Annotated in this window: 23 protein-coding genes and 2 pseudogenes; 1 reads left to right on the top strand and 24 read right to left on the bottom strand. The window is 68.5% G+C overall.

Features of this window, described 5'->3' with window-relative positions; all coding sequences use genetic code 11:
- Positions 1–8: 8 nt before the first annotated feature.
- From bamB to U1F38_RS07015, 11 genes are all read right to left on the bottom strand, one after another.
- Complete coding sequence (bamB, locus tag U1F38_RS07065) at positions 9–1,145, bottom strand: outer membrane protein assembly factor BamB (protein WP_409986345.1); 1,137 nt, start codon at positions 1,143–1,145, stop codon at positions 9–11.
- The gene (locus U1F38_RS07060; RefSeq protein WP_409986344.1) at positions 1,142–1,816 is read right to left on the bottom strand and encodes a YfgM family protein; all 675 of its coding nucleotides are present in this window, start codon (positions 1,814–1,816) and stop codon (positions 1,142–1,144) included. Before U1F38_RS07060 ends, bamB begins: the two co-directional genes overlap by 4 nt.
- A gap of 17 nt (positions 1,817–1,833) precedes the next feature.
- Positions 1,834–3,141: a histidine--tRNA ligase gene (hisS, locus tag U1F38_RS07055; RefSeq protein ID WP_409986343.1), complete on the bottom strand. Its 1,308-nt coding sequence runs from the start codon at positions 3,139–3,141 to the stop codon at positions 1,834–1,836.
- Between the two features lie 72 nt (positions 3,142–3,213).
- Positions 3,214–4,491, bottom strand: a complete 1,278-nt coding sequence (gene ispG / locus U1F38_RS07050; protein ID WP_409986342.1) for a flavodoxin-dependent (E)-4-hydroxy-3-methylbut-2-enyl-diphosphate synthase — start codon at positions 4,489–4,491, stop codon at positions 3,214–3,216.
- On the bottom strand, positions 4,491–5,369 hold the full coding sequence (locus U1F38_RS07045) for a helix-turn-helix domain-containing protein (RefSeq protein ID WP_409986341.1): 879 nt from the start codon (positions 5,367–5,369) through the stop codon (positions 4,491–4,493). Before U1F38_RS07045 ends, ispG begins: the two co-directional genes overlap by 1 nt.
- On the bottom strand, positions 5,362–6,177 hold the full coding sequence (gene pilW / locus U1F38_RS07040) for a type IV pilus biogenesis/stability protein PilW (protein WP_409986340.1): 816 nt from the start codon (positions 6,175–6,177) through the stop codon (positions 5,362–5,364). Before pilW ends, U1F38_RS07045 begins: the two co-directional genes overlap by 8 nt.
- Positions 6,174–7,346, bottom strand: coding sequence for a 23S rRNA (adenine(2503)-C(2))-methyltransferase RlmN (gene rlmN / locus U1F38_RS07035; RefSeq protein ID WP_409986339.1), 1,173 nt, complete (start codon positions 7,344–7,346; stop codon positions 6,174–6,176). Before rlmN ends, pilW begins: the two co-directional genes overlap by 4 nt.
- Before the next feature lie 27 nt (positions 7,347–7,373).
- Positions 7,374–7,799: a nucleoside-diphosphate kinase gene (gene ndk / locus U1F38_RS07030; RefSeq protein WP_409986338.1), complete on the bottom strand. Its 426-nt coding sequence runs from the start codon at positions 7,797–7,799 to the stop codon at positions 7,374–7,376.
- A gap of 103 nt (positions 7,800–7,902) precedes the next feature.
- Positions 7,903–9,069, bottom strand: coding sequence for a pseudouridine synthase (locus tag U1F38_RS07025; RefSeq protein ID WP_409986337.1), 1,167 nt, complete (start codon positions 9,067–9,069; stop codon positions 7,903–7,905).
- 137 nt (positions 9,070–9,206) lie between these two features.
- Positions 9,207–10,007: an SMC-Scp complex subunit ScpB gene (scpB, locus tag U1F38_RS07020; RefSeq protein ID WP_409986336.1), complete on the bottom strand. Its 801-nt coding sequence runs from the start codon at positions 10,005–10,007 to the stop codon at positions 9,207–9,209.
- A gap of 105 nt (positions 10,008–10,112) precedes the next feature.
- Positions 10,113–11,138, bottom strand: coding sequence for an RluA family pseudouridine synthase (locus U1F38_RS07015; protein ID WP_409986335.1), 1,026 nt, complete (start codon positions 11,136–11,138; stop codon positions 10,113–10,115).
- 14 nt (positions 11,139–11,152) lie between these two features.
- Between U1F38_RS07015 and U1F38_RS07010 the strand changes: the two genes are divergently transcribed.
- Entirely contained in the window at positions 11,153–11,956 is an 804-nt protein-coding gene (locus U1F38_RS07010) for an outer membrane protein assembly factor BamD (RefSeq protein ID WP_409986334.1), read from the top strand.
- 11 nt (positions 11,957–11,967) lie between these two features.
- Here U1F38_RS07010 and U1F38_RS07005 read toward each other — a convergent pair whose 3' ends face one another.
- The 13 genes and pseudogenes from U1F38_RS07005 to ligK form a co-directional block, all read right to left on the bottom strand.
- A complete protein-coding gene (locus U1F38_RS07005; protein ID WP_409986333.1) occupies positions 11,968–12,666 on the bottom strand; it encodes a substrate-binding domain-containing protein in 699 nt (232 codons plus the stop codon).
- A gap of 32 nt (positions 12,667–12,698) precedes the next feature.
- A complete protein-coding gene (locus tag U1F38_RS07000) occupies positions 12,699–13,868 on the bottom strand; it encodes an ABC transporter substrate-binding protein (RefSeq protein WP_409986332.1) in 1,170 nt (389 codons plus the stop codon).
- A gap of 34 nt (positions 13,869–13,902) precedes the next feature.
- On the bottom strand, positions 13,903–15,795 hold the full coding sequence (locus U1F38_RS06995) for an FAD-binding monooxygenase (RefSeq protein WP_409986331.1): 1,893 nt from the start codon (positions 15,793–15,795) through the stop codon (positions 13,903–13,905).
- On the bottom strand, positions 15,792–16,517 hold the full coding sequence (locus U1F38_RS06990) for an ABC transporter ATP-binding protein (protein WP_409986330.1): 726 nt from the start codon (positions 16,515–16,517) through the stop codon (positions 15,792–15,794). The genes U1F38_RS06995 and U1F38_RS06990 overlap by 4 nt, the downstream gene beginning before the upstream one ends.
- A 179-nt stretch (positions 16,518–16,696) precedes the next feature.
- The gene (locus U1F38_RS06985; RefSeq protein ID WP_409986483.1) at positions 16,697–17,452 is read right to left on the bottom strand and encodes an ABC transporter ATP-binding protein; all 756 of its coding nucleotides are present in this window, start codon (positions 17,450–17,452) and stop codon (positions 16,697–16,699) included.
- Positions 17,446–18,477, bottom strand: coding sequence for a branched-chain amino acid ABC transporter permease (locus tag U1F38_RS06980; protein WP_409986329.1), 1,032 nt, complete (start codon positions 18,475–18,477; stop codon positions 17,446–17,448). Before U1F38_RS06980 ends, U1F38_RS06985 begins: the two co-directional genes overlap by 7 nt.
- Before the next feature lie 175 nt (positions 18,478–18,652).
- Positions 18,653–19,507: a branched-chain amino acid ABC transporter permease gene (locus U1F38_RS06975; protein ID WP_409986328.1), complete on the bottom strand. Its 855-nt coding sequence runs from the start codon at positions 19,505–19,507 to the stop codon at positions 18,653–18,655.
- Positions 19,508–19,544: 37 nt separating this feature from the next.
- On the bottom strand, positions 19,545–20,714 hold the full coding sequence (locus U1F38_RS06970) for an ABC transporter substrate-binding protein (RefSeq protein ID WP_409986327.1): 1,170 nt from the start codon (positions 20,712–20,714) through the stop codon (positions 19,545–19,547).
- A gap of 40 nt (positions 20,715–20,754) precedes the next feature.
- Positions 20,755–21,711, bottom strand: a complete 957-nt coding sequence (locus tag U1F38_RS06965) for a Gfo/Idh/MocA family oxidoreductase (protein WP_409986326.1) — start codon at positions 21,709–21,711, stop codon at positions 20,755–20,757.
- A 169-nt stretch (positions 21,712–21,880) separates the two neighbouring features.
- Positions 21,881–22,747: pseudogene (locus U1F38_RS06960) on the bottom strand (class III extradiol dioxygenase subunit beta).
- 102 nt (positions 22,748–22,849) lie between these two features.
- A pseudogene (gene ligA / locus U1F38_RS06955) lies at positions 22,850–23,245 on the bottom strand (protocatechuate 4,5-dioxygenase subunit alpha); the annotation flags it as partial.
- Positions 23,246–23,247: 2 nt separating this feature from the next.
- Positions 23,248–24,180 (bottom strand): amidohydrolase family protein, encoded by a 933-nt coding sequence (locus U1F38_RS06950; protein WP_409986325.1) that lies wholly within the window; start codon positions 24,178–24,180, stop codon positions 23,248–23,250.
- Between the two features lie 13 nt (positions 24,181–24,193).
- Positions 24,194–24,877, bottom strand: coding sequence for a 4-carboxy-4-hydroxy-2-oxoadipate aldolase/oxaloacetate decarboxylase (gene ligK, locus U1F38_RS06945; RefSeq protein ID WP_409986324.1), 684 nt, complete (start codon positions 24,875–24,877; stop codon positions 24,194–24,196).
- Positions 24,878–24,907: the final 30 nt, after the last annotated feature.

Below are 24,907 nucleotides of genomic sequence, written 5' to 3'. Positions count from 1 at the left end.
GGGGGGTGTCATTGCGGGCGATAGCCGTACACACCGCCCGAACGCGTGACCACCACCAGCGTGTTGCCCGCGGCCACCGGCGTGGCGGCAATGCCCGAGCCGTCGGTGGCAAAGCGATCCAGGGCGCTGCCGTCCTGGCGCGAGAGCAGGTGCACCAGGCCCGTGCTGTCGCCCACCACGACGGAGCGGCCCAGCACCAGCGGGCCGGTGAGCTGGCGCCACTTCAGGCGCTCGGTTTGCCAGGCGCGCTCGCCGGTGTCGGCGCGCCAGGCCATGACCTGGCCGTCGGCCTCGGCACCATACAGTTGCTGGCCGTCGCCGGCCAGGCCCGTGGCGCCGTTGGCCGGCTTGCTCCAGCGCAGGGTGCCGTCGGCGGCGTCCACGCAGCCGATCGCGGTCTGGAACGCGCGCGCGCAGATGATGCTGCCCTGGCGGCTCACGGGGCCCACCAGATCGACCAGGCGCTCCACGTCGTTGGTGCCGCGCGCGGCAGCAATCGGCGCCTCCCAGCGCACGTTGCCGTCGTCGGGATTGATGCCGACCAGGCGCCCGGCCATGCCAGCCACCAGGGTGTTGCCCACCGCCAGCAGCACGCCGGCCTGGCGCAGCACCAGCGGCTCGGCCGGGCGCTGCAGGCTCCACAGCTTGGCGCCATTGCGCCCATCCAGCGCGGTGAGCGAGCGGTCGGCGCCCAGCACGAACACGCGCCCGCCGGCCACCAGCGGCGCAGTGTAGCTTTGCGTGGGCAACCGGTGGCGCCACAGTTCACGTCCACCTTCGAGCGCCACCACCTGGTTGGCACGCGTGACGACGGCGCTGACGGCGCCATCGCTGCCGACGCCTGCCGACAAGGGCGCGCCGGCGCTGGCCTGCCCCAGCACGGCGCCGTTGCGCGCGTCCAGCGTGGTGACCGTGCCGTCGCCCGCAGCCAGCAGCACCTGGCTGCCTTGTGCGTGCACTTGCAGCGGAAAATCGATCGGCGTCAGCTTGGCCTGCCAGACCTGGCGTACGCCGATCAGATCGACGTTGGGCGGCAACTCGGCCGGGGTGGGCCGCGGCGAGCCCGCCGCGCAGCCAGCCAACACGGCCACGGCCGCCAGAGCCAGCGCGCCCAGCCAGCGCCCGCCACGCCGCGCGCCGATCACGAGGCCGCTCCGGGCTTGGCGCCGGCGTCCGGATCGATGCCCAGGGCGTTCAGCTTGATGGCCACCAGCTGGCGATAGTCGCCGCGGGCCGTGCCCAGGCCCTGATAGGCCTTGCCGAATTCGGCGGCCGCCTCGCTGCGCTTGCCTTGCAGCAGCAGCACGTCGCCGCGCCGGTCGGCCGCCAGCGGCACGAAGTCGGCGGGAAAGCTGGCCGACAGGGTTTTCAGCGCCTCGTCGTAGGCCTTGTCCCCGGTTTGCAGCGACGCCAGGCGCAGCCGCGCGACGGCGCGCAGGCCGTCGTCGGGCGCCTTTTCGGCCACCCAGGCCAGCGCGGCGCGGGCTTCGGCGCCCTTGCCTTTTTCGTCCAGCGTCTTGGCCGCCAGCAGCGCGCCTTGCGCGGCGTACGTGGTGCTGCCGTAGCGATCCTTCATGTCGGCCAGCGAGCGCTCCAGGCGCGGCACGTCGCCCGCGCTGGCACTGCGCTGCACCTCGGCGTACATGGCCGAGGCCAGCGCGCCCTGGCGGCGCTGCCAGTAGTTCCAGCCGTTCCAGGCGGCGTAGGCGCCCAGCACGACAATCAGCACCCAGGTGATCAGGTTGCCCCAGGTGTTCCAGAAGTGCCGCAGCTGGTCGAGCTGCTCTTGTTCTTCAAGGTCGAGATGTTTGGCCATGGGCGCTCAGTGTCCAGTCAAGCGGGGGATTTTAGGGCGTCTGCCCATGCGGCCGGGTTGGCCAGGGGTTGGCGCTGCTGCGCGCCCGCGCCATCGCGCAAGGCCTTGACGGTGACTTCACCCGCGGCCACCTCGTCGGGGCCGAAGATGAGGGCGAAGCGCGCACCCGAGGCGTCGGCCTTCTTGAACTGGCTTTTCATGCTGCCCAGGCCGCCCTCGCCGCCGGCGTGCATCTGCACCGCCACACCCTGCGCGCGCAGCCCTTGCAGGCAGCGCAGGGCAGCGGGCACCTGGGCCGCATCGGGGATGACGGCGTAGGCGTCGGGCATCGGCTCGGGCACGGCAACGCCCTCCTCCGCCAGCAGCTCCAGCACGCGCTCCACGCCCATCGCCCAGCCCACGGCGGGCGCACTCTTGCCGCCGATCTGCTCGATCAGGTAGTCGTAGCGCCCGCCGCCGCAGATGGTGCCCTGCGCGCCCAGGCTGTCGGTGATGAACTCGAACACCGTCAGGTTGTAGTAGTCCAGCCCGCGCACCAGGCGCGGGTTGATGCGGTAGGCCACGCCGGCGGCCTGCAGCGCGGCCTGCACGGCGGCAAAGTGCGCGCGCGAGGCCTCGCCCAGGTGGTCCAGCAGACGCGGCGCGCCATTGACCAGGGCCTGCATCGCCGGGTTCTTGGTGTCCAGGATGCGCAGCGGGTTGCTGTGCAGACGCCGGCGCGCGTCTTCGTCCAGTTGTTCGGCGTGCGCCTCGAAGTACTCGATCAGCGCGGCGCGGTGGGCTCGGCGCTCGTCGGGCTGGCCCAGGCAGTTCAGCTCCAGCCGCCAGTTCTTGATGCCCAGGTGCGCCCACAGGTGTACCGCCAGCAGAATCATTTCGGCGTCCACCTCGGGCCCGCCAAAGCCCAGCGCCTCGGCGCCGATCTGGTGAAACTGACGGTAGCGCCCCCGTTGCGGACGCTCGCGCCGGAACATCGGGCCCATGTAGTACAGGCGTTTGCCGCCGTCGTACAGCAGGTTGTGCTCGACCACGGCGCGCACCACGCCGGCGGTGGCCTCGGGGCGCAGGCTCAGGTGATCGGCCTGGCCGTGCTGGTCTTGCCGGTCCTCGAAGGAATACATCTCCTTCTCGACCACGTCGGTCACCTCGCCCAGCCCGCGCGTGAACAGCTGCGTGTGCTCCATGATGGGCGTGCGCAGGTTGCGAAAGGCGTGCGCGGCCATGGCGCGGCGTACCACGTCCTCCAGCCATTCCCAGCGCGCCGACGCCGGCGGCAGGATGTCGTTCATGCCCTTGATGGCGGTGATGCGGGGGGCTTTCGACATGATCAGATTACTATTTTTTTGATAGCTATCTGCGCTTTCCAGACAAGCGCTGAACGCCAATTGAATTGAAAATCAGGGGCGCGCCGCGGCGCCAAAGCGCTGCTCGATGTAGCGCTCGACCAGCGCATGAAACTCCTGCGCAATGTGCTCGCCGCGCAGGGTCACGGCCTTTGCGCCGTCGATGTACACGGGCGCGGCCGGCGTCTCGCCCGTACCGGGCAAACTGATGCCGATGTCTGCGTGCTTGCTCTCGCCCGGGCCGTTGACGATGCAGCCCATCACCGCCACGCGCAGGCCTTCCACGCCCGGATACTTGAGGCGCCACACCGGCATTTGCGCGCGCAGGTGATCGTCGATGGTCTTGGCGAGATCCTGGAACACCGTGCTGGTGGTGCGCCCGCAGCCCGGGCACGCGGTGACGCTGGGCACGAACTTGCGCAGGCCCAGCGCCTGCAAAATCTCGCTGGCGACCACCACCTCCTGCGTGCGCGGCTCGCCCGGCTGCGGCGTGAGGCTGACGCGGATGGTGTCGCCAATGCCCTCTTGCAGCAGGATGGACAGCGCGGCGGCGGATGCCACCGTGCCCTTGGCGCCCATGCCGGCCTCGGTCAGACCCAGGTGCAGCGGATAGTCGCAGCGGCGCGCCAGCTCGCGGTACACCGCGATCAAATCCTGCACGCCGCTGACCTTGCACGAGAGGATGACCTGCGCCGGGTCCATGCCCAAGGCCACCGCCTGCTCGGCCGAGCCGATGGCCGAGCGCACCAGCGCCTCGTACATGACTTGGCGCGCGTCCCAGGGCGCGAGCCGCCGGGCGTTTTCGTCCATCAGCGCGGTGAGCAGCTCCTGGTCCAGGCTGCCCCAGTTGACGCCGATGCGCACCGGCTTGTCCCACTTGAGCGCGGCCTCGATCATCTGCGCAAACTGCGTGTCGTGCTTGGCGCCCTTGCCGACGTTGCCGGGGTTGATGCGGTACTTGGACAACGCCTGCGCGCAGTCGGGAAACTCGGTCAACAGGCGGTGGCCGTTGTAGTGGAAGTCGCCCACCAGCGGCACGTCGCAGCCCATGCGATCCAGGCGCTCGCGAATGGGTGCCACCTGCGCGGCAGCCTCGGGCGTGTTGACGGTGATGCGCACCAGCTCGCTGCCGGCCAGCGCCAGCTCCTTGACCTGGCGCGCAGTGCCGGCGGCGTCCACCGTGTCGGTGTTGGTCATGGACTGCACGCGCACCGGCGCATCGCCGCCCACGGTGACCACGCGCGCGCCCCAGGCCACGCGCGCCTGGCGCGTGCGGCGCGCAGCGGGCGCCACCAGCGCAATCGGCTGCGCCTGCTCCGTCATGGCATTCATCACTTCACCTGAAAACGCGCCACGGTGCTGGAGCCCAGACGCTTGATGTCAAAGGGCTCGCCGCGCACCGTGGCCTGCACGACGTCCTTGCGGCCGATGGTGACGGACAGCGGCGTATCGCCGTCAAGCGCCACGGTTTCGCCGGCCTTGAGCGCCCGGTTGATCAATTGCTTGCCGCGCGCATCGTGCACCGTGACCCAGCTCTCGCCGCTGGCGCTCAGGCCCAGCAAGGCCGTGGCGGCGGCTTCGCTGGCCGGGGTGGCCGGCGCGGGGGCCGGTGACGCCTCAAGCGCCACGGAAGCCGGCGGCTGCGGCGCCTCGGCCGGCACCGGCTCGGACGCGGCGGCGGCCTCGACCGCCTCGCCGGGCGCGGCCGCCGGTGCGGCGGTCGGCTCGGGCGCGTTCAGCTGGATCGGCCAGGTGGGCCACAGCCACAGCAATGCGGCACCCAGCAGCAGCACGGCGATCACGACCACCAGCGGACGCGAAAACGCCCCGCTCCAGGCGGCCGCGCCAGCCCCGCCGCCGGCCCGGAAGGGCGCGTTGACGTCGCCCGAAGTGGGCGGGCGCAGCTCGGCCGCAAGGGCCGGCATGCGCGCCAGCACGGGCGCGGGGTCCACCCCGAAAGCGCGGCAGATGGCCGATGCCAGCGCCCGGGCAAAGGTCAGGTCGGGCAATTGATCGAAACGGTCGTGCTCCAGCGCATCGAGCTTTTGCAGCGACACCTTCATCGCGCTGGCCAGCACGCCGGCATCCACCCCGGCGGACTCGCGCAGCTGGCGCAGCATGGCGCCGGCCGATGCGGGTGCCGGCGCCGGCTCGCTGGGGGTCAGCGGCGCGGCGCCAGTCACGCGAGCGTCCTGTGGCGCGTCACTCATTGAAACGCCCCTGCTCGTAGGCCACCAGCTCGGGCGACTGCGGGAAGCGCCGGCGCAATTGCGCGGCAAGCTGCTCCATGGCCCGACGGTCGTTCAGGCCGCGCTCGACCTTGATGCCCAGCCACAGCGACTGCGCATTGGCCAGCTCGCCGTTGTTCAGGCGGCGGATGTAGAACTGCGCGCGGTTCAGGTCGCCGCGCTGAAACAGCAGCAGCGCCAGGTTGTAGGCGGTGACCGGGTTGCCCGCATCCAGCTCGTAAGAGCGCATCAGCGTGGCCTCGGCCTGCGGCGCCTGGCCGGCGCGCGCCTGGCAGATGCCCTGGGCCATCAGGGTCTTGGCGCGTCCCTGATACGTTGGAATGGCCGCCGCGCGCTCGAACTGGGCCTGCGCCTGCGCGTACTGGCCCTTCTGGCACAACAGCCAGCCCAGGTTGTGCATGGCGTCGGCGTCGCGCGGGTTGGCCGCCAGGGCGCGCTGAAAGTGCGACTCGGCCAGCGCCGTGTCGCCCAGCGCCATGTAGATCAGGCCACCCAGCACGTAGGAATCGGCCAGCGTGGGGTCGATCTGGATGGACTTCTTGAGCTCGTCCAGCGCCACGGTGTACTGGCCGTTTTCGTAGTAGCCGGTGGCCAGCGCCAGGCGCGTGCGCGCGCGCTTGCGGACATCGGTCTCGTCGACCGCGGTCTGCCATTCGGTCGGTTCGGCGCTGGCGCCGGACGTTGCCGGACTGGCGCAGCCCATCAGCAGGGCCGAGCCCAGCACGCTCAGGCCCACCAGCCCCATGGGCATCCACGACCAGCGTTTCATCCGGATTTCCCCTCTTGTTGAGAATCGACCGCCGCAGCGGGACTGCGCCGGCGCACGAAGGTGGTTCGCCCGCGCGCCATGCGCTCGTGCACGCGGGTGCGATCCTGCACGTCGCCGGCCAACTGGCCGCAGGCGGCGTCGATGTCGTCACCGCGCGTCTTGCGCACGGTGGTGACGATACCCGCGTCGTTGAGCGCCTTGCCGAAGGCCAGCACGCGCGGCATGGGCGAGCAAACCAGGCCCGACTGCGGGAACGGGTTGAACGGGATCAGGTTGAACTTGCCGCGCAGGCCGTGCGCGCCATGGCGGCGCATCAGCTCGATCAGGGCCTGGGCGTGCTCGGGCGAATCGTTGACGCCGTCGAGCATCACGTATTCGAAGGTGATGAAGTCGCGCGGCGCATGCGGCAGGTAGCGCGTGCAGGTGGCCAGCAACTCGTCGATCGGGTGCTTGCGGTTGAGCGGCACCAGGGGGTCGCGCAAGGCGTCATCGGGCGCGTGCAGCGACACCGCCAGTGCCACCGGGCAATCTTGCGCCAGGCGGTCGATCATGGGCACCACGCCCGAGGTGGACACCGTCACGCGCCGGCGCGACAGGCCGTAGCCGTGGTCATGAAGCATGGTGCGCAGGGCGGGCACCAGGCGGTCGTAGTTTTGCAGCGGCTCGCCCATGCCCATCATCACCACGTTGGTGATGACGCGCTCGTCCCGCCCGAGGTGGCGGCGCAAGAAATGCTCGGCAAACCAGAGCTGGGCGATGATCTCGCCCGTCGTCAGGTTGCGCGAAAAGCCCTGGTGGCCGGTGGAGCAAAAGCGGCAGCCCACGGCGCAGCCGGCCTGCGACGAGATGCACAGCGTGCCGCGGTCGTCCTCGGGGATGAAGACGGTCTCGATGGCGTTGCCGCCGCCCACGTCGAACAGCCACTTGATGGTGCCGTCGCGCGAGATGTGCTGCGTGGTGACGGGCGGCGCGGCAACGTGGGCACCGACGGCAAGCTTGTCCCGCAGCGACTTGGCCAGATCGCTCATCTGCCCGAAGTCGGCCACGCCGCGCTGGTGGATCCAGCGAAACAGCTGCGTGGCGCGAAAGCGCTTTTCGCCCAGCGTCTCGCAGAACGCAGCCAGTGCGTCCAGGTCGAATTCGAGAAGGTTGACGCCGGGAAGGGACATGCCAGAGGGCCCGCGCCCCACAGACGATCAGCGGCTGTAGATGGCCAGGCCGGGGAAGAAGAAGGCCACTTCGACGGCCGCCGTCTCGGGGGCATCCGAGCCGTGCACGGCATTGGCGTCGATCGAGTCGGCAAAGTCGGCGCGGATGGTGCCCTTGTCGGCCTTCTTGGGGTCGGTGGCGCCCATCAGGTCGCGGTTCTTGGCGATGGCGCCCTCGCCTTCGAGCACCTGGATCATCACCGGGCCCGAGATCATGAACTCGACCAGGTCCTTGAAGAAGGGACGCTCCTTGTGCACGGCGTAGAACTGCTCGGCTTCGCGGCGCGACAGGTGCTGCATGCGCGCAGCGGCGATCTTCAGGCCGGCGGCCTCGAAACGGGCATAGATCTGGCCGATGACGTTCTTGGCGACGGCGTCGGGCTTGATGATGGACAGGGTGCGTTCGGTGGCCATGGATGGGTTTCCTGCTTGAAATGAAATGATTTTTTGCCGATTGGACAAAGCTTTTGATTTTAACGCGTTGGCCCGGCGCGAGCTGCGCCATGCGCGAGCGGCATCACCCCCCGCGCCGACCACCTCCACCACCGCCGCCGCGCCGGGCGCCGCCGGATTTGCCGGCCCCGGGCGCGCGCGGACGCCGGAAGCTGTCGGCGCCGATGTAGCCCTGCGCGGTCTTCATGGGGTCGGGCTGGGCCCCGGCGGGCTTGCCCGGGCCGTCGCGCCGGCGCGGCGCGACCGCTGGCGCGCGCGGCGGCGCACCGAGGTTGGGGCGCGGGCCGCTGCCGCGGCTGCGGTCGCCCCGCCCGCGCTTGGGCGGTTCGGGCCGCGCGGCTTCGGGGTCGCGCCCGCCACGAATGACGTGCTCGGGCGTGTCCGAGGCCTCGCCCAGCGCGCGGATGTCGCGCTCGCCCAGCTCCATCCACTGGCCGCGGCGCAGGCCGCGCGGCAGCATCATGGCCCCGTAGCGGATGCGAATCAGGCGGCTGACGGCGTGGCCCACGGCCTCGATCATGCGGCGCACCTCGCGGTTGCGCCCCTCGCCGATGGTGACGCGATACCACTGGTTGGCGCCCTCGCCCTGCCCTTCGGCGGTGATGGAGCCGAACTGCGCCAGGCCATCATCCAGCGTCACGCCGTCCAGCAGGCGCTGCTTTTCCTCGTCGCTGAGCGCGCCCAGCACGCGCACGGCGTACTCGCGCTGCAGGCCAAAGCGCGGGTGCATCAGGCGGTTGGCCAGCTCGCCCGAGTTGGTGAACAGCAGCAGTCCCTCGGTATTCAGGTCCAGCCGGCCCACCGACTGCCACTTGCCGGTTTGCAGGCGTGGCAGCTTGCGAAACACCGTGGGACGGTTGCCCGGATCGTCGTGCGTGACCACCTCGCCGACGGGCTTGTGATAGGCCAGCACGCGCGCCGGCGGCGGCGCGATGCGCACGCGGATGGGCTTGCCGTTGACCTTGATCGCATCGCCATACACGATGCGCTGGCCCACGTGCGCCGGCTGGCCGTTGACGGAAATGCGGCCCTGCACGATGAGCTGCTCCATCTCCAGGCGCGAGCCGAGGCCGGCCTGCGCCAGCACCTTGTGCAGCTTGGGTTGCTCGGGCTGGGGCAGGAGCACGCGCTTGGGTGGCGCGGCGGGGCGCTCGGCCTCCGCATCGAAGCGGCCCGACACCAGATCGTCGAACGCGACGGGAGCCTGTGCGTCACCGACCTCTTCAGTCAATGGATTGATTGCTTCAGAATCGATAGCTACCTGCGCTTGCCTCGCAAGCCCTGAGGCCGAATTTTGTGCTTGATCGAGCGCTTCCGGGCGCGGCGCGACCGGCTCGTCGACAGGGCTGGCCGCCGGGTCTTGCGGTTTCATGGCGAGGGACTCTCTTCGATGGGGGCGTCGCCGCCGGACGCTTCGGACGCTTCGGACGGCATATCGGCGGGCGCGCTGGCCGCCGCCACGGACTCGGCAGCAGCCTGCGTCTCGGCTGAACCCGCGGGAGCGGGCTCGGACTCGGTGGCCAAGGCGGTTTCGATGGCCGGTTCAGCATCGACGGCCAGTTCATGCCCGGCAACCGGCTCGGCGCCCGCATCCAGCGCCGGCGCCTCGGTCGGCGCGTCCGCGCCCAGCGCGTCGAACATGCCGGGTATCTGCTCGGTGGTGTCCTGCAGCGCGGGCAGCTGGTCGAGCGACTGCAGGCCCAGGTCGTCCAGGAACTGGCGCGTGGTGGCGTACAGCCCCGGGCGGCCCACCGTCTCGCGGTGGCCGATCACCTCGACCCAGCCGCGGTCTTCCAGCTGCTTGAGCAGCTGCGAGTTGATGGTGACGCCGCGGATGTCTTCCATGTCGCCGCGCGTGACCGGCTGGCGGTAGGCGATGATGGCCAGGGTCTCGAGCGTGGCGCGGGTGTATTTGGGCGGCTTTTCGGGGTGCAGGCGATCCAGGTATTCGCGCAGCTCGGGGCGGCTTTGAAAGCGCCAGCCGCTGGCCACGGCCACCAGCTCGACGCCGCGCTGGGCCCAGTCGTCCTGCAACTCGCCCAGCAGGGTCTTGATGGTGTCGGCGCCCAGTTCGCCGGCAAACAATACCTGCAGCTCGCGCACGGGCATGGGCTGCTGGGCGCAGATCAGGGCGGTTTCAAGAATGCGCTTGGCGTCCGCGGAGGTCACGGCTTGGGTCTCTTGGGCAGGGCGCGCCTGGGGCGCGCGGTTCGGGCCGACGGGCCCGGTGATGGAAGGGGGTTGGCCGGCATTCGGCGCGGCGGGAGCGTCGGCTCAATCGGCCGCGTCGTCGCCGGGGATTGTAAGGCCCCAAGCCCCGAGCGCCAGGGCCAGATCGGACGGCAGCGGTGCGCGCACATCCAGCAGCGCGCCCGTCACCGGGTGCGTGAAAGACAGGCGGCGCGCGTGCAGGCCCTGGCGCGCCAGGCCGGCCGCGGGCGCGCCGCCATACAGCGCGTCGCCCACCAGCGGGTGGCCCAGCTGCGCCAGGTGCACGCGGATCTGGTGCGTGCGGCCGGTGCGCAGCAGGCAGCGCAGCAGGCAGCCCGATTCGGCGTTTTGCAGCCACTCGATGCGGGTCTGCGCGGGCTTGCCGGCGTGGCGTGCCAGATCGACCACGGCCATGCGCAAACGGTTGCGCGGATCGCGCCCGATGGGTGCGTCCACCTCGCGCGCGGCGGCGCCCTGCCAGGGACGGTGCGCCAGCGCCAGGTATTCGCGGTGCACCTGGCGGGCCGCGATCTGCGCCACCAGCGCGTCCATGGCCGCGCGGGTGCGCGCCACCACCAGCAGGCCGCTGGTGTCCTTGTCCAGCCGGTGCACGATGCCGGCGCGCGGCAGTTGCGCGGCCCGCGCATCGCGCGCCAGCAGGGCGTTGAGCAAGGTGCCGCTCCAGTGGCCGGGCGCGGGGTGCACCACCAGGCCGGCGGGTTTGTCGATCACCGCCAGGTGCTCGTCTTCATAGGGCACCACCAGGTCCATGGCCTGTGGCACGAAGGCCTGGCTCATGGGCGTCGGGCGCAGCTCCACGCTGAGGGTGTCGCCCGCCCGCACCTTGTGCGCCGGCTTGACGGCAGGCGCGCCGTTGAGCTGCACGGCGCCGGCAGCCACCAGTTGCTGCAGGTGGCTGCGCGAAAACTCGGGCACCAGCGTCGTCAGGGCCCGGTCGAGCCGCTGGTGGTGCGCACTGGCAGGCAGCGTCCAACACCGGGTTTCCAACTCGCTGGCAAGCTCACCCTCGCCTTCGTCCACGTCGGTGTGCGAGGGGGGCGTCGATATAATTGAACGAGCTTGACTCAAGAGGATTGCCAGCAATGCATCGAGCCCGATTATCGGCGGCGACAGCGGCGGCCGTAATGGCCGCCGGCTTGCTGGCGGCCTGTTCGTCCAAACCGGTGGACAAGACCGCCGGCTGGAGCCCCAACCGCATCCAGGCGGAGGCCAAGGACGAAATGCAGTCGGGCTCCTACGACAAGGCGATCCCGCTGTTCGAAACGCTCGAAGGCCGCGCCGCTGGCACGCCGCTGGCCCTGCAGGCCGAGCTGGACAAGGCCTACGCCCAGTTCAAGGACGGCCAGAAGGCCGAGGCCATCGCCACGCTGGACCGCTTCATTCGGCTGCACCCGGACAGCTCGGCCATCGACTACGCGCTGTACATGAAAGGCGTGATCAACTTCAACGAGGACCTGGGCCTGTTCTCGTTCCTGTCGCGCCAGGATTTGTCCGAGCGCGACCAGAAGGCGGCCAAGCAGGCCTTCGAGTCGTTTGACGAGCTGGTCAAGCGCTTTCCGGATTCGCGCTACACGCCCGATGCGAAGGCGCGCATGCGCTACACGGTCAACGCGCTGGCGCAGTACGAGGTGCACGTCGCGCGCTACTACTACCAGCGCGGCGCCTACGTGGCGGCCATCAACCGCGCGCAGCAGGCCATTGCCGACTACCGCGACGCACCCGCGCTGGAAGAAGCGCTCTACATCCTGGTGCGCGCCTACGACAAGCTGGGCATGGACCAGCTGCGCGACGACGCCGAGCGGGTGCTGACCCAGAACTACCCCAACAGCGTGTACCTGGCGCGCGGCTTCAAGGGACCGGACAAGCCCTGGTGGCAAATCTGGTGAACCTGCGGGCCTTACGCGTCGAGGCCCTCCATCCCGTTGTCCCGCTTGGGCTGGCGTGCCTGCGGTGAGGCCATGAACGCCAGCAGGGCGTGCGCGGCCTCGGCGTGCGCGGATGCGGCCAGCACACCGCCGGCAAAGATGGTCTCGATCTGGATGGCAGGGGGCAGTGGCCCCACCACGTCGATGCCGGGCAGGTGCATCAGCTCGCTCAACTGCTGAAAGCCCAGTTCCACCGCGCCGCTGGCAACCAGTGTGCCCACCGGCACGCCCGGCGGCGGCACGACGATGCGCGCGGCGATTTGCGCGGCGATGCCCCAGCGTTCGAACAACCGCGCCAGCGCCACGCCGCTGGGCCCGGTCGAATACGCCAGGGTGCGCGCTGCCAGCACCGCCTGGCGCACGCTGGCCTCGCTGCTCAGGTCCGGCCGCGCATGGCCGGCCCGGACGGCCACGGCCACGCCGGAGCGCGCGATGTCCACGCGGCTGCCCGCGCGCACATGGCCGCTGGCGATGAGCTTCTGAAGCGCATCGGCGCCCAGCACCACGGCGTCGAACGGCTCGCCTGCCGTCACGCGCCGTGCCGCGTCCACCCCGCCGACCGAGGTCAACTCGATGGCGAGATCACCGTGTTGCGGCCGATGCAGGGCAATCAGATCGGCCAGCAGCCGTTTGACGGCCATGGACGACAGCAGGGTCAAGGCAGCGCTCATGCGTGGGTGTCCCGAAGTGGGCTTGGCGGGATTTACTCGCCGGGATCCTTGACGGCCTTGATGGTGTCGAACTCGACGTTCTGCAGCACGCCCTTCACGCGCTCGACCTTGCGGATGTAGACGTTCTGGATGATGTCGCGCGTTTGCGCATCGATCTCGACCGGGCCGCGCGGGCTCGTCCACTTCATGCCCTTGGCGGCAGCCATGAAGGCGTCGGCGCTGGCATCGCCCTTGGTTTTGGCGAGTGCCATATCGATCAGGTGCATGCCGTCGTAGCCCGCCACGGAGACGAAGTTGGCGCGATCCTTTGGAAAGGCCTTGGCGTAGGCGGTGGTGAAGGCCTTGTTCTCGGGCGAATCGTGCGCGGCCGAGTAGTGGAACGAGGTGATCATGCCGATGGCCGCGTCGCCCATGGCGTCCAGCATATCCTCATCGGTGACGTCGCCGGTGGCCAGGGCCTTGATGCCGGCGGCGGCCAGGCCGCGCTCGGTGTAGCCCTTGGCCAGCGCCACGCCGGGCTCGCCGTTGGGCACGAACAGAAAGACGGCGTCGGGCTTGGCGTCCTTGATGCGCTGCAAAAAGGGCGCGTAGTCGGGCGTGTTGACGGGCGTGCGCACCTCGCCGACGATCTGGCCGCCCAGGCTGGTGAAGGTCTTCTTGAACTGTTGCTCGGCGTCATGCCCGGGGCCATAGTCGGCCACCAGGGTGTAGACCTTCTTGATGCCGTTGGCGTGGGCCCACTGGGCCATGGGCGCCGTGTCCTGCGGCAGCGTCATCGACACGCGCACGATGTTGGGTGATTTTTCGGTGATCGACGAGGTGGCGGCATTGAGCACCACCATGGGCACCTTGGCCTCGGTGGCCAGCGGCGCCACCGAAAACGCATTGGGCGTGAGCGTGAAGCCGGCCAGGATGTCGACCTTGTCCTTGATGACCAGCTCCTGCGCCAGGCGCTTGGCCACCGCCGGCGCGATACCCGTGTCGTCCTTGACGATGAGCTTGACCTTGCGCCCGCCCAGCATGTTGTCGTGCTCGGCCAGGTACAGATCGATCCCGTGCTTGATCTGCTTGCCGTGCGCTGCAAACGGGCCGGACATGGGCATCACCAGGCCAATGGCGAGGTCCTTGGCTTGCGCCGCCGCAGACGCGGCCAGCACGCCGGCGGCCAGGGTCATGGTGCCCAGAAGCTTGATGAATTTCATGGAGTGGATTCCTCGGAGAAAAAAACAATGCGAGCTATCGCTGCGCCTTCATGAAGCCAGCCAAGAAAGCACCCAGCGCGTCGGTGGCCGTGAGTGGCAGAACATGCGCCACATACTGGTCCGGGCGCACCAGCACGATGGCACCCTGGCGGTCGATGCCGCGCGCCTCGAAGATGTCGTTGCCGGGCGTGCTGGCGTACACGCCCTCGTAGTCGATCAGCCCATGCGCGCCAATGCGCGGCAGGAAGACGGCAGGCACCTGACCGAGGTCGACCGCGGTGTGCTCCTGCTGGTAGACCACCTTGAGATCGAACCAGGCATTGGGGTCCAGCCGCGATGGCGTGAGGCCATGCACGGGCGACTGCGGCGACTGGGTCAGCCAGTCGGCGAGGGACTTGAGGGGTGAGTCGGCGCCCGCGGGCGCCGCGTCGGCAAAGACGTACAGGCGCCAGCGGCCGTCGGCGCGCGCCTCGTGGCCGATCTGCAGCGCCGCGCCGTCGGCCACGCGCGTCGCCACGGCGGAGCGAAAACGCTTGCCGACCGGATAACCCGTGGCCAGCGCCTGGTGCTGCGCGGGCCCGGTGATGATGGAGGGCTGGTACTGGGTCATGAAGCCCTGGGCAAACTCGGTGATCTGCAGGTAGCCCTGTTCCAGCTCCGATGCGTCCTGCGCCTGGCCCGGCGGCTTGGCCATGATAGAGGCCCAGCGCTTGTCGAAGGCGATGATGTCCTCGCCGATGCGCTGGCGCTCGGCCGAGTAGGTGGCCAGCAGGCGCGCGGGGCTGCGGCCCTGCAGCACGTGCGCCAGCTTCCAGCCCAGGTTGAAGCCGTCCTGCATGGACACGTTCATGCCCTGCCCCGCCTTGGCGCTGTGCGTGTGGCTGGCGTCGCCGGCAATGAACACGCGCGGCGTGCGCGTGCCCGCCTGCTCCACAGGCACGTCGTCGAAGCGGTCGCACACGCGGTGGCCCACCTCGTACACGCTGTACCACGCCACCTCGCGCACGTCCAGCGTGTAGGGGTGCAGGATTTTTTGTGCGCGGGCAATGGTTTGTTCGACCGTGGTCTGGCGCACCGCGGCGCGCGCGGCCGGGTCCACGTCGCCCAGGTCCACGTAAAAGCGCACCATATGGCCGCCCTCGCGCGGAATCAGCAGGATGCTGCCGTCAGCGTCGGACTGAATGGCGCACTTGACGCGGATGTCCGGAAAGTCGGTGACGGCCAGCACGTCCATCACGCCCCAGGCGTGGTTGGAGGTGTCGCCCGAGGGCGTGCAGCCGATGGCGCCGCGCACGCGGCTGTGCGCGCCGTCGGCACCCACCACGTAGCGGGCGCGCACGCGGCGCGTCTGGCCCTTGTGGGGGCCGTCGCTGTGCACCAGCGTGACGGTGACGGGGTGCTCGCCCGTGTCGGCGATCGCGAGTCCCTGGAATTCCAGTCCCCAGTCGGGCCGCATGCGCGTGGGGGCGTTGGCCATGGCCTCGGCAAAGTAGTCCAGCACGCGCGCCTGGTTGACGGTGATGTGCGGAAACTCGCTGACGCCATTGGGGTCCTCCAGCACGCGCGAGGTGCGCACGATGCGCGCGGGGGCCTGCGGGTCGGGCTTCCAGAAGGCGGTTTCGACGATCAGGCAGCCTTCGGCCACGATGCGGTCGGCAAAGCCGAAGGCCTGAAAGGTCTCCACGCTGCGCGGCTGGATGCCGTCGGCCTGGCCGACCTCCAGCCGGCCGGAGCGACGGTCGACGATGCGCGTGTTGATGTCCGGAAACTGCGCCAGCTGCGCGGCGGCGAGCATGCCCGCCGGGCCGGCGCCGACGATCAGCACATCGACCTGCTCGGGCAGATCGGCGGGGCGATCGATGCCGACGCCGGCCGCGGGCTGGATGCGCGGATCGCCGGACACATAGCCTTGGTGATGGAATTTCACAGCGTTGCCTCGTGTTTGGATTCGGATGTGGCGCCGGCGCCCAGCCAGGCGTCCAGCGCGGCGTCGTCGCGCAGCAGCGCGTCGCTGGCGCCAGCGTGCACCACGCGCCCGCGCTCGAGCACCAGCGCCTGGCGCGTGATGGGCAGAATCTGGCGCGCGTGCTGCTCGACCAGGATGACGGCCATGCTGCCGGAGCGCACCATGCGGTCGATGATGTGCAGCAGCTCCTGCACGATGATGGGAGCCAGGCCTTCCAGCGGCTCATCGAGCAGCAGCACCTTGGGGTTGAGCATGAGCGCGCGGCCCATGGCCAGCATCTGCTGTTCGCCACCGGACAGCTGGTTGCCCAGGTTGCTGCGGCGCTCCTGCAGGCGCGGGAACATGGCGTACACCTTGGCCAGGTTCCATTCGCCGGGCCGCGCCACGACGGTGAGGTTTTCTTCCACCGTCAGTGAACGAAAGATGTCGCGCTCCTGCGGCACCCAGCCCAGGCCGGCGCGGGCACGCTGGTGGCTGGGCAGCGCGGCGAGGTCTTTGCCCTCGAAATGGATCTGCCCGCGCCGCAGCCGCGTGGCGCCCATCAGCGTGGCGAGCAAGGTGGTCTTGCCCATGCCGTTGCGCCCCAGCAGGGCCAGGCTGTCGCCGGCGGCCAGCTTGAAGGACACATCTTCCAGGATGATGGCGTCGCCGTAGCCGGCCCACACGTTTTCCAAAGACAGCATTTCAGACTTCCTTGGCGCGGCGCACTCGCGGCGTCGCATGAGCAACCCAGACACAGATGGCCGCGGAGATGGCCATGGCAGCGATCGCCGTGACCGGGGTTCCCCCGGCCACTGGCGATGCCCCCTGGAGGGGGAAGGCGAAACAACGCGCAGCGTGTGGAGACTGGGAGTGCGCCAATTCAGCCATGCGATTCCCCCAGATAGACTTCTTTCACCCGCGGGTTCGCCGCGATCCGATCCGGCGCATCCTCGACCAGGATGGCCCCCGACACCAGCACCGAGATGCGCTCGGCAAAGCGAAACACCAGGTCCATGTCGTGCTCGATCAGCACGATGGTGACCTCGCGCGGCAGCTGGGCGATGGTCTCGAACAACTCGCGGCTCTCGCCGGTGGGCACGCCGGCGGCAGGCTCGTCCAGCAGCAGCACCTTGGGCCGCATGGCCAGTGCCAGGGCAATCTCGATCAGGCGCTGGCGGCCGTAGGCCAGGTTGCGCGTGCGCTCGTAGGCATCGGGCAGCAGCTTCAGGCGCTCCAGGATGGCGGCGGCCTGGTCCACCACTTCGCCGCGCGCGGCCAGCGGCTTCCACCAATGCGTGCCCAGGCCGGCCTGCTCGCTGACAGCCAGAGCCACCGACTCGAGCACCGTCATGTCGGCAAACAGCTGGTTGATCTGAAAGGTGCGCACCAGGCCGCGGCGGCAGCGCTCGTGCTGGGCCATGGTGGTCACGTCTTCGCCCAGCAGCTCGACGCGGCCGGCGCTGGGCTCCAGGTAACCGGTCAGCAGGTTGATCAGCGTGGTCTTGCCCGCACCGTTGGGGCCGATGAGGGCGTGGCGCGCCCCGGCCGCGACCGACAGGTTGACGTAGTCGGTGGCGACAAAGCCGCCGAATTTGCGCACCAGATCGCGGGTCTGCAAGACAACAGCGCTCACGATGCAACCTCCTCGCGCGTGCGCGCCTGCTTGCGCTGGCCACGCGACTCGATCCACTTTTGCGCCGTGCCCAGAATGCCGCCGCGCGCAAACAGCACCAGCAGCACCAGGATCAGGCCGAGCCAGAACTGCCAGTACTGCGGGTTCAGGTCCGACAGCTGATCGTGCAAGACGACGAAAACCACGGCGCCGATCAACCCGCCGTACAGGTGGCCGGCACCGCCCAGGATCAGGATCAGCAGCAGGTCGGCCGAGCGCTGAAAGCTCAGCACGTCAAGCGAGACGAACTGGTTGGTCTGCGCCAGCAGCGCGCCGGCCACGCCCGCATAGGCTGCGCCGATGGTGTAGATCTTGACCAGGCGGCGATTGACCGGCACGCCCAGTGCGGGCATGCGCAGCGCGTTCATGCGGATGCCGCGCAGGCTCTGGCCAAAGGGCGAGCGCACCAGCCGGCGCGCCAGCCAGAACAGCACGAACAGCACGACGACCGAATAGATGTAGCCCGTGCGGCCGAACATGTCGAAGTCGAACACGCCCAGGATGGGCTTGATCTCGATGCCCGGCATGCCGTCCACGCCGCCGGTGATGCGGGTCAGCTTGTTGGCCAGCTCGAAGATCATCAGCGCCACGCCCAACGTCACCATCAGGCGCGACAAATCGCTGCCGCGCAGCAACAGGAAGCTGCTGAGAAAGCCGATGATGCCGGCAAACAGCGCCCCCAGCAGCAGCCCCAGCAAGGGGTCGCCCCAGCCGTTCGAGCCCAGCAGACCGACGGTGTAGGCGCCGATGCCGAAAAAAGCGGCATGGCCCAGCGAGATCACGCCGGCGTAGCCGAAGATCAAATCGAGCGAGACCGCGAACAGCCCGGTGATGGCGATCTGGCTGAGCAGCAGGTAGTTGCCCGGAAAGGCGAAGTAGGCCAGCACCGGCAGGCACCAGAAGGCGTATTCGAGCGGCTTCCAGTGGGCCGAGCGCCGAAAGCGGGTCAGCGGGTCGGCCGGCGCTGTGTGCGGGGAGGAAGTCGTCATGTCAGTGACCCATCGCACTGCGTGCGACCTGCAGCGCATGAAAACCGGGAGAGCCGAACGGCCGCGAAGCAGGCCATGCGCGGGCGCCCGTGGCCGGGGTCTCCCCGGTCACTGGGCGCGCCCCCTGCAAGGGGGTGGGCGAAACATCGCGCAGCGAGTGGAGACTGGGGGTGGTTCATTTGTGGGCACGGCCAAACAGGCCATGGGGACGAAAGATCAGGGTTGCCACCATGACGGCGTAGATGATGAAGGCGCCGATCTGGGGGATGTAGTACTTGCCGACCACGTCGGCCACGCCCAGCAAGATGGCGGCGTACAGCGAGCCCAGGATGTTGCCGCTGCCGCCCACCGAAACGACGATCAGGAAGTACACGAGGTACTTGACCGGAAACTCCGGGTCCAGCCCCAGCATCTCCACCCCCAGCGCGCCACCCAGGCCGGCCAGGGCCGAGCCCAGGGCGAAGGTCAGGCTGAACACGCGGCCCACGTCGATGCCCATGCCGCGCGCCACGCGCTGATTGTCGACCGCCGCGCGCAGGCGGGCACCAAAGGCCGTCTTGACGACCGACCACTGCAGGCCGAAAGCCACCACCAGGCCCACGATGACCAGGAACAGGCGGTACACCCCGACGTCGAGCCCCGGCAGGTGGATTTGGCCCTTGAGAAAGTCCGGCAGGTGCAGCGGCTGCTGCTGGGCGCCGAAGAAGTAGTGCGCGCCGGCCACCGCCATGAACACCAGGCCCAGCGAGAACAGCACCTGGTCCAGGTCGGATGCGGCGTACAGGCGCCGGTACAGCGTGCGCTCCAGCACGATGCCGACCAGGGCCGGCACCAGCACCGCGAACGGCAGGCTGGTCAGAAAGGGCACGCCGTAGTCGTTGAGCAGCACCACGCAGGTGTAGCCGCCGATCATGGCAAACGCGCCATGCGCCAGGTTGACGAAGTTCATCAAGCCCAGCGTGACCGACAGGCCGACGCTGATCAGAAACAGCAGCATGCCGGAGGCGATGCCGTCGAAGAGGATCGTCATGGTTTATCCGGGGTGGTCCGCCGTGCAGCGCCAGCCGTCAGGGCGCCTGCGGGTCGACCGCCTTGAAGGTGTCGAATTCGACGTTCTTGAGCACGCCGCCGACGCGTTCGAGCTTGCGGATGTATTCGTTCTGGACGATGTCGCGCGTCTTCGGGTCGATCGAAACCGGGCCGCGCGGGCTCACCCATTGCAGGCCCTTGGCGGCCGCGATGAAGGCGTCGCCGCTGGCATCGCCCTGGGTTTTCTTCAGCGTCTCATAGATCAGATGCATGCCGTCATAGGCGCCCACCGTCATGAAGTTGGGGCGGTCGTCCTTGTAGGCCTTGGCGTAGGCCGCGGTGAAGGCCCTGTTCTCGGGCGAGTCGTGGGCGTCGGAATAGTGGAAGGCGGTGATGAAGCCCAGCGCGGCATCGCCCAGCGCGGCCAGCGAGCTTTCATCGGTCATGTCGCCGGGGCCCATTTCCTTGATGCCCAGCTTGTCCAGGCCCAGCTCGCGAAAGCCCTTGGACAGCGCCACCATCGAGCTGCCGGGCGGCACGAAGAAGTAGGCCGCGTCGGGTTTGGCGTCCTTCAGGCGCTGCAGGAAGGGCGAATAGTCGGTGGACGTCACCGGCGTGCGCACCTCGCCGACGATCTTGCCGCCCAGGCTGGTGAAGGTCTTGGTGAACTGGGCCTGCGAGTCGTGCCCGGGCCCATAGTCGGCCACCACGATGTAGGCGGTTTTGACCTTGTTGGCCCAGGCCCACTGCGCCATGGCCCAGGCGCTTTGCGGCATGGTCATGGAAGTGCGCACGATGTAGGGCGACTTCTCGACCACCGAGGCGGTGGCCGCGTTCATCACCACCATCGGCACCTTGGCCTCGGTGGCCAGCGGCGCGGCCGAGAAGGCGTTGGGCGTGAGGTCGTAGCCGGCCAGGATGTCCACCTTGTCGTTGATCAGCAGTTGCTGCGACTCGCGCTTGGCGATCTGCGGCGCGATGCCGGTGTCGTCCTTGACGATGAGCTTGACCTTGCGGCCCGCCACCGTGTCGCCGTGCTCGGCCATGTACAGATCGATGCCGCGGCGAATCTGCTTGCCGTAGTCGGCGTAGGGGCCGGAGATCGACAGCACCAGGCCGATTTTCAGGTCCTTGGCCTGCGCGTTGCCGAACGCCAGTGCGGCGCCCAGGACGAGGGCCACGGTGCTCAGGGTCTTGCTCAGTTTCATGTCGGTCTCCTTGGTTGTCGATTGAAATCGGTCGGCCGGGTCAGGCCTGCAGTTGCCGCTCCAGCCGGTCCAGCACCTCGTAGCAGGGCAGCACCTGGGCCACGCTGGCGTTGGGCTCGCGCCCCTCGCGGATGGCGGCGAAGAACTCGCGGTCCTGCAGCTCGATGCCATTCATCGAAACATCGACCCCGGACACGTCGATCTTCTCCTCCTTGCCATTCACCAGATCGTCGTAGCGCGCGATGTAGGTGGCGGTGTCGCCAATGTAGCGAAAGAAAGTGCCCAGCGGCCCGTCGTTGTTGAAGCTCAAGGACAGCGTGCAGATCGCCCCATTGGCGGCCTTGAGCTGGATGCTCATGTCCATGGCAATGCCCAGATCGGGGTGAATCGGCCCCTGCAGCGCATTGGCCTGAACAATGGGCGAGCCCGCCTGGTACGCAAACAGATCGATCGTGTGGGCGGCGTGATGCCACAGCAGATGATCGGTCCAGCTGCGCGGCTGACCCAGCGCGTTCATGTTGGTGCGACGAAAGAAATAGGTCTGCACGTCCATCTGCTGGACATGGAACTCGCCCGCCGCGACCTTCTTGTGCACGTATTGGTGGCTGGGGTTGAAGCGGCGCGTGTGGCCGACCATGGCCACCCGAGCGGCCGCCTTTTGCGCGGCCAGCACGCGCTGCCCATCGGCCAGGCGGTCGCACAGCGGAATCTCGACCTGCACATGCTTGCCCGCCTGCAGGCACTGGATGGCCTGGTCGGCGTGCATCTGCGTGGGCGTGCACAGGATCACGGCGTCCAGTCCGGGCAGCGCCAGGCTTTCGGCCAGGTCGGTGCTCACATGCCCGATGCCGTAACTGGCGGCCACTTCACGCGTCTTGTCCAGTTCGCGGCTGACCAGCGAGACGACCTCGACGCCCTCGATGTTCTTGATACCGTCCAGGTGCTTGATGCCAAAGGCGCCGGCGCCGGCCAGCGCCACTTTGATCGGTTTGCTCATGAAAAATCCTTGTCAAAAATATCCGGACGCAGAGAAAAGGCAGGACGCAGAGGACGCAAAAATTCCGCAGAGGACGCAAAAAAACAGCCAACGCAAATTTTCTTTTTTGCGTCTTTTGCGAAACCTCTGCGTCCTCTGCGTCCGGTATTCGGATTCGATGCTCCTCGGTTCACGGCTGGTTTTCCAGGATGAGGTGACCCACCGCCGTGTTCGAGGCCGGCACATGATAGAAGCGGTGCACCACGCGCGGCGCGCCGCTGCCGGCCACGTCGGCCATGGCGCCGCGCGCGATCAGCCACATCACCAGCTCGATGCCCTCGCTGCCGGCCTCGCGCACGTAGTCGATGTGCGGCATGACCGACAGGCCTTTCGGGTCGGCGATCAGGCGGTCCAGAAACTGGTTGTCCCAGTCGCGGTTGATCAGGCCGGCGCGCGGGCCCTGCAGTTGGTGGCTCATGCCACCCGTGCCCCAGATCTGCACCCGGATCGGCTCGTCATAGCTTTCGACGGCGCGGCGGATCGCCTGCCCCAGCGCAAAGCAGCGCGCGCCGGAGGGCACCGGATACTGCACCACGTTGACGGCAAACGGAATCACCGGACAAGGCTAGGCCGCCGGCGTGCCGAACATCAGGTTCATGGGAACCGTCAGGCCATGATCCACCTTCAGGTCGTTGACGATGGTCAGGTCGAAGTCCTGCTGGATCACCGACTGCGCGATGTGCGAGGCCAGCCGCGGATGGCCCATCACCCTGGGCACCGGGCGCGCGCCATAGCCCTCGTCGGCCGGCTCGAACTCGGCGGCGGTACCGATGGCGAACGTGGGGATCACGCTCAGGTCGAAGTTGGTGGCGTGGTCGTTGTAGACGAGGAAGATGACATCGGGCGTGTTGTCCTTCATCCAGGCCTTGGTGGGCTCGAATCCCTTGAACATCGGCGCCCAGTACGGCTCGCCCGTCTTGCCGTGGTCGATGGCCGCGCCGATGGCCGGCACGTGCGAGCAATACACCGAGGCGGTGATCCGTCCATGTCCGGTCACTTTATTTTTTGTAGCTGCTTGCGCTTGCTGCACGCTGGCTGCAAGCTCTTTTTGTGCATTTTCTTCCCACGCCTTCCAGGCTTCGGATTGGCTCATGGGCCCCTGCGCGTCGCCGTGCTCGCCCTGGTAGCGGTTGCCTTCGGGGCTGCGCCCGCCGGCCACCATCATGTCGCGGTACTGCTGCTCGCTCATGCCGGTCATGCTGCCGGCCATCTGCTGAAAGCTCAGGCCATCGGTGGCGCCCAGCTTGGACAGGAAGTAGATGTTGCCGCCGGTGCGCATCATCCAGTTCAGGTCGCGCGCGCGCACCGCCGCCTTCTGCTCGTCGCTCATCGGCCAGTCGGCCAGGTAGGCGTCCTCGTCCTGCTTGAAGCGCGCGCGGTTGTCGGCCTTCATCAGGCTCATGCAGAACTGGTTGAGCCAGTAGCCCTTGCGGCTCTGGTCGGCATCGAAGATGGTGGTGCCAGGGACGTCGAGATAGGGTTTGTTCAGGGACATGATCAGGTCTCCTCGGGCCAGTACAAGCGCATCGGGTTGGCCACCAGCAGCTTGCGCTGCAACTCGGGCGTTGGCGCGATGCGGGGAATGAAATCGACCAGCAGGCCGTCGTCCGGCATGTGGTCCTTCAGATTGGGATGCGGCCAGTCGGTGCCCCACAGCACGCGGTCGGGAAACAGCTCGACGATGCGGCGCGCAAACGGCACCACGTCGGGGTAGGCGCTCTGCTCGCCATTCAGCGCCTTCGGGCCGGTGACCGACAGGCGCTCGGGACAGCTGACCTTGCTCCACACGTTGGCGTGCTCACGCATGAATTTTTCGAACAGCGCGAATTCGGGACCATCCACCGGCTGGCTCACGTCGGGCCGGCCCATGTGATCGACCACCACCGTGGTGGGCAAAGCCGTGAAGAAGTCCCACAGCTCGGGCAAATCCACCGCCTCGAAATAAATCACCACGTGCCAGCCGAGCCGGGCGATGCGCCCCGCGATCTCCATCAGCTCGTCCTTGGGCGTGAAGTCCACCAGCCGCTTGACGAAGTTGAAGCGCACACCGCGCACGCCGGCCGCGTGCAGCGCCTGCAACTGCTCATCGGTGACGCTGCGCTTGACGGTGGCCACGCCGCGCGCCTTGCCATGGGCGGCTTGCAGCGCATCGACCAGCGCACGGTTGTCGGCGCCGTGGCAGGTGGCCTGCACGATCACGTTGCGCGCAAAACCCAGGTGGTCGCGCAGCGCAAAAAGCTGGGCCTTGCTGGCGTCGCAGGGCGTGTACTTGCGCTCGGGTGCGTAAGGAAACTCGGCGCCCGGGCCGAATACGTGGCAGTGCGCATCCACGCTGCCCGGGGGCAGCTTGAAACGCGGCTTGCTCGGACCGTCGTACCAATCCAGCCAGCCTGCGGTTTTGCTGAACTCGCCCGTTGTCGGCTTGGTCATTGCATCACCTGCTTCAATCGATGTAGCGCAGCCCAGCCTTGGCCAGGCCCTCGCGCATCTTGTAATAGTCGAGCCCCAGCACGCCGCTGGCGAAAATCTCGCGCTTGCCGGTCTCGTTGGCCTCGCGCTTTTGCGCCGCCTCCAGCGTCTGCACCGCACGCGCGGCCGGCACGCAGACCACGCCGTCGTCGTCGGCCACGATCACGTCGCCCGGCGTGACCAGCATGCCGGCGCACACGATGGGGATGTTGACCGAGCCCGGCGTGGCCTTGATGGTGCCCTTGGCGCTGATGGCCTTGCTCCAGACCGGGAAGTCCATCTCGTGCAGCGTGCGCACGTCGCGCACGCCGGCGTCGATGACGAGCGCGCGCGCGCCACGCGCCTTGAAGCTGGTGGCCAGCAAGTCGCCGAAGTAGCCGTCGGTGCACTCGGCCGTGACGGCGGCCACGACGATGTCGCCCGGACGGATCTGCTCGGCCGCCACGTGCATCATCCAGTTGTCGCCCGGTTGCAGCAGCACGGTGACGGCCGTGCCCGACACCTGCGCGCCCGGGTAGATGGGGCGCATGTAGGGCTTGAGCAGGCCGACGCGGCCCATGGCCTCGTGCACGGTGGCGCTGCCGAAAGGCGCCAGCGCGTCCGCGGCCGCGCGATCGGCGCGGGCGATGTTGCGGTAAACGACACCGAGTTCGTACATTTCAATCTCCAGCAATTGCTTTCATTTTCA

Source organism: Ottowia sp., assembly GCF_046348305.1.
In the GTDB taxonomy this organism is placed as follows: Bacteria; Pseudomonadota; Gammaproteobacteria; order Burkholderiales; family Burkholderiaceae_C; genus Ottowia.
The sequence above is the reverse complement of the archived record's forward strand: the minus strand, read 5'-3'. Positions and strand labels throughout refer to the sequence as shown.

Bases quoted from the DNA above. Each gene is read 5' to 3' on its own strand.
- U1F38_RS07060 (WP_409986344.1), bottom strand. From the start codon at position 1,816: ATGGCCAAACATCTCGACCTTGAAGAACAAGAGCAGCTCGACCAGCTG.
- hisS (WP_409986343.1), bottom strand. From the start codon at position 3,141: ATGTCGAAAGCCCCCCGCATCACCGCCATCAAGGGCATGAACGACATC.
- ispG (WP_409986342.1), bottom strand. From the start codon at position 4,491: ATGAATGCCATGACGGAGCAGGCGCAGCCGATTGCGCTGGTGGCGCCC.
- U1F38_RS07045 (WP_409986341.1), bottom strand. From the start codon at position 5,369: ATGAGTGACGCGCCACAGGACGCTCGCGTGACTGGCGCCGCGCCGCTG.
- pilW (WP_409986340.1), bottom strand. From the start codon at position 6,177: ATGAAACGCTGGTCGTGGATGCCCATGGGGCTGGTGGGCCTGAGCGTG.
- rlmN (WP_409986339.1), bottom strand. From the start codon at position 7,346: ATGTCCCTTCCCGGCGTCAACCTTCTCGAATTCGACCTGGACGCACTG.
- ndk (WP_409986338.1), bottom strand. From the start codon at position 7,799: ATGGCCACCGAACGCACCCTGTCCATCATCAAGCCCGACGCCGTCGCC.
- U1F38_RS07010 (WP_409986334.1), top strand. From the start codon at position 11,153: ATGCATCGAGCCCGATTATCGGCGGCGACAGCGGCGGCCGTAATGGCC.
- U1F38_RS07005 (WP_409986333.1), bottom strand. From the start codon at position 12,666: ATGAGCGCTGCCTTGACCCTGCTGTCGTCCATGGCCGTCAAACGGCTG.
- U1F38_RS07000 (WP_409986332.1), bottom strand. From the start codon at position 13,868: ATGAAATTCATCAAGCTTCTGGGCACCATGACCCTGGCCGCCGGCGTG.
- U1F38_RS06990 (WP_409986330.1), bottom strand. From the start codon at position 16,517: ATGCTGTCTTTGGAAAACGTGTGGGCCGGCTACGGCGACGCCATCATC.
- U1F38_RS06980 (WP_409986329.1), bottom strand. From the start codon at position 18,477: ATGACGACTTCCTCCCCGCACACAGCGCCGGCCGACCCGCTGACCCGC.
- U1F38_RS06975 (WP_409986328.1), bottom strand. From the start codon at position 19,507: ATGACGATCCTCTTCGACGGCATCGCCTCCGGCATGCTGCTGTTTCTG.
- U1F38_RS06970 (WP_409986327.1), bottom strand. From the start codon at position 20,714: ATGAAACTGAGCAAGACCCTGAGCACCGTGGCCCTCGTCCTGGGCGCC.
- U1F38_RS06965 (WP_409986326.1), bottom strand. From the start codon at position 21,711: ATGAGCAAACCGATCAAAGTGGCGCTGGCCGGCGCCGGCGCCTTTGGC.
- U1F38_RS06950 (WP_409986325.1), bottom strand. From the start codon at position 24,180: ATGACCAAGCCGACAACGGGCGAGTTCAGCAAAACCGCAGGCTGGCTG.
- ligK (WP_409986324.1), bottom strand. From the start codon at position 24,877: ATGTACGAACTCGGTGTCGTTTACCGCAACATCGCCCGCGCCGATCGC.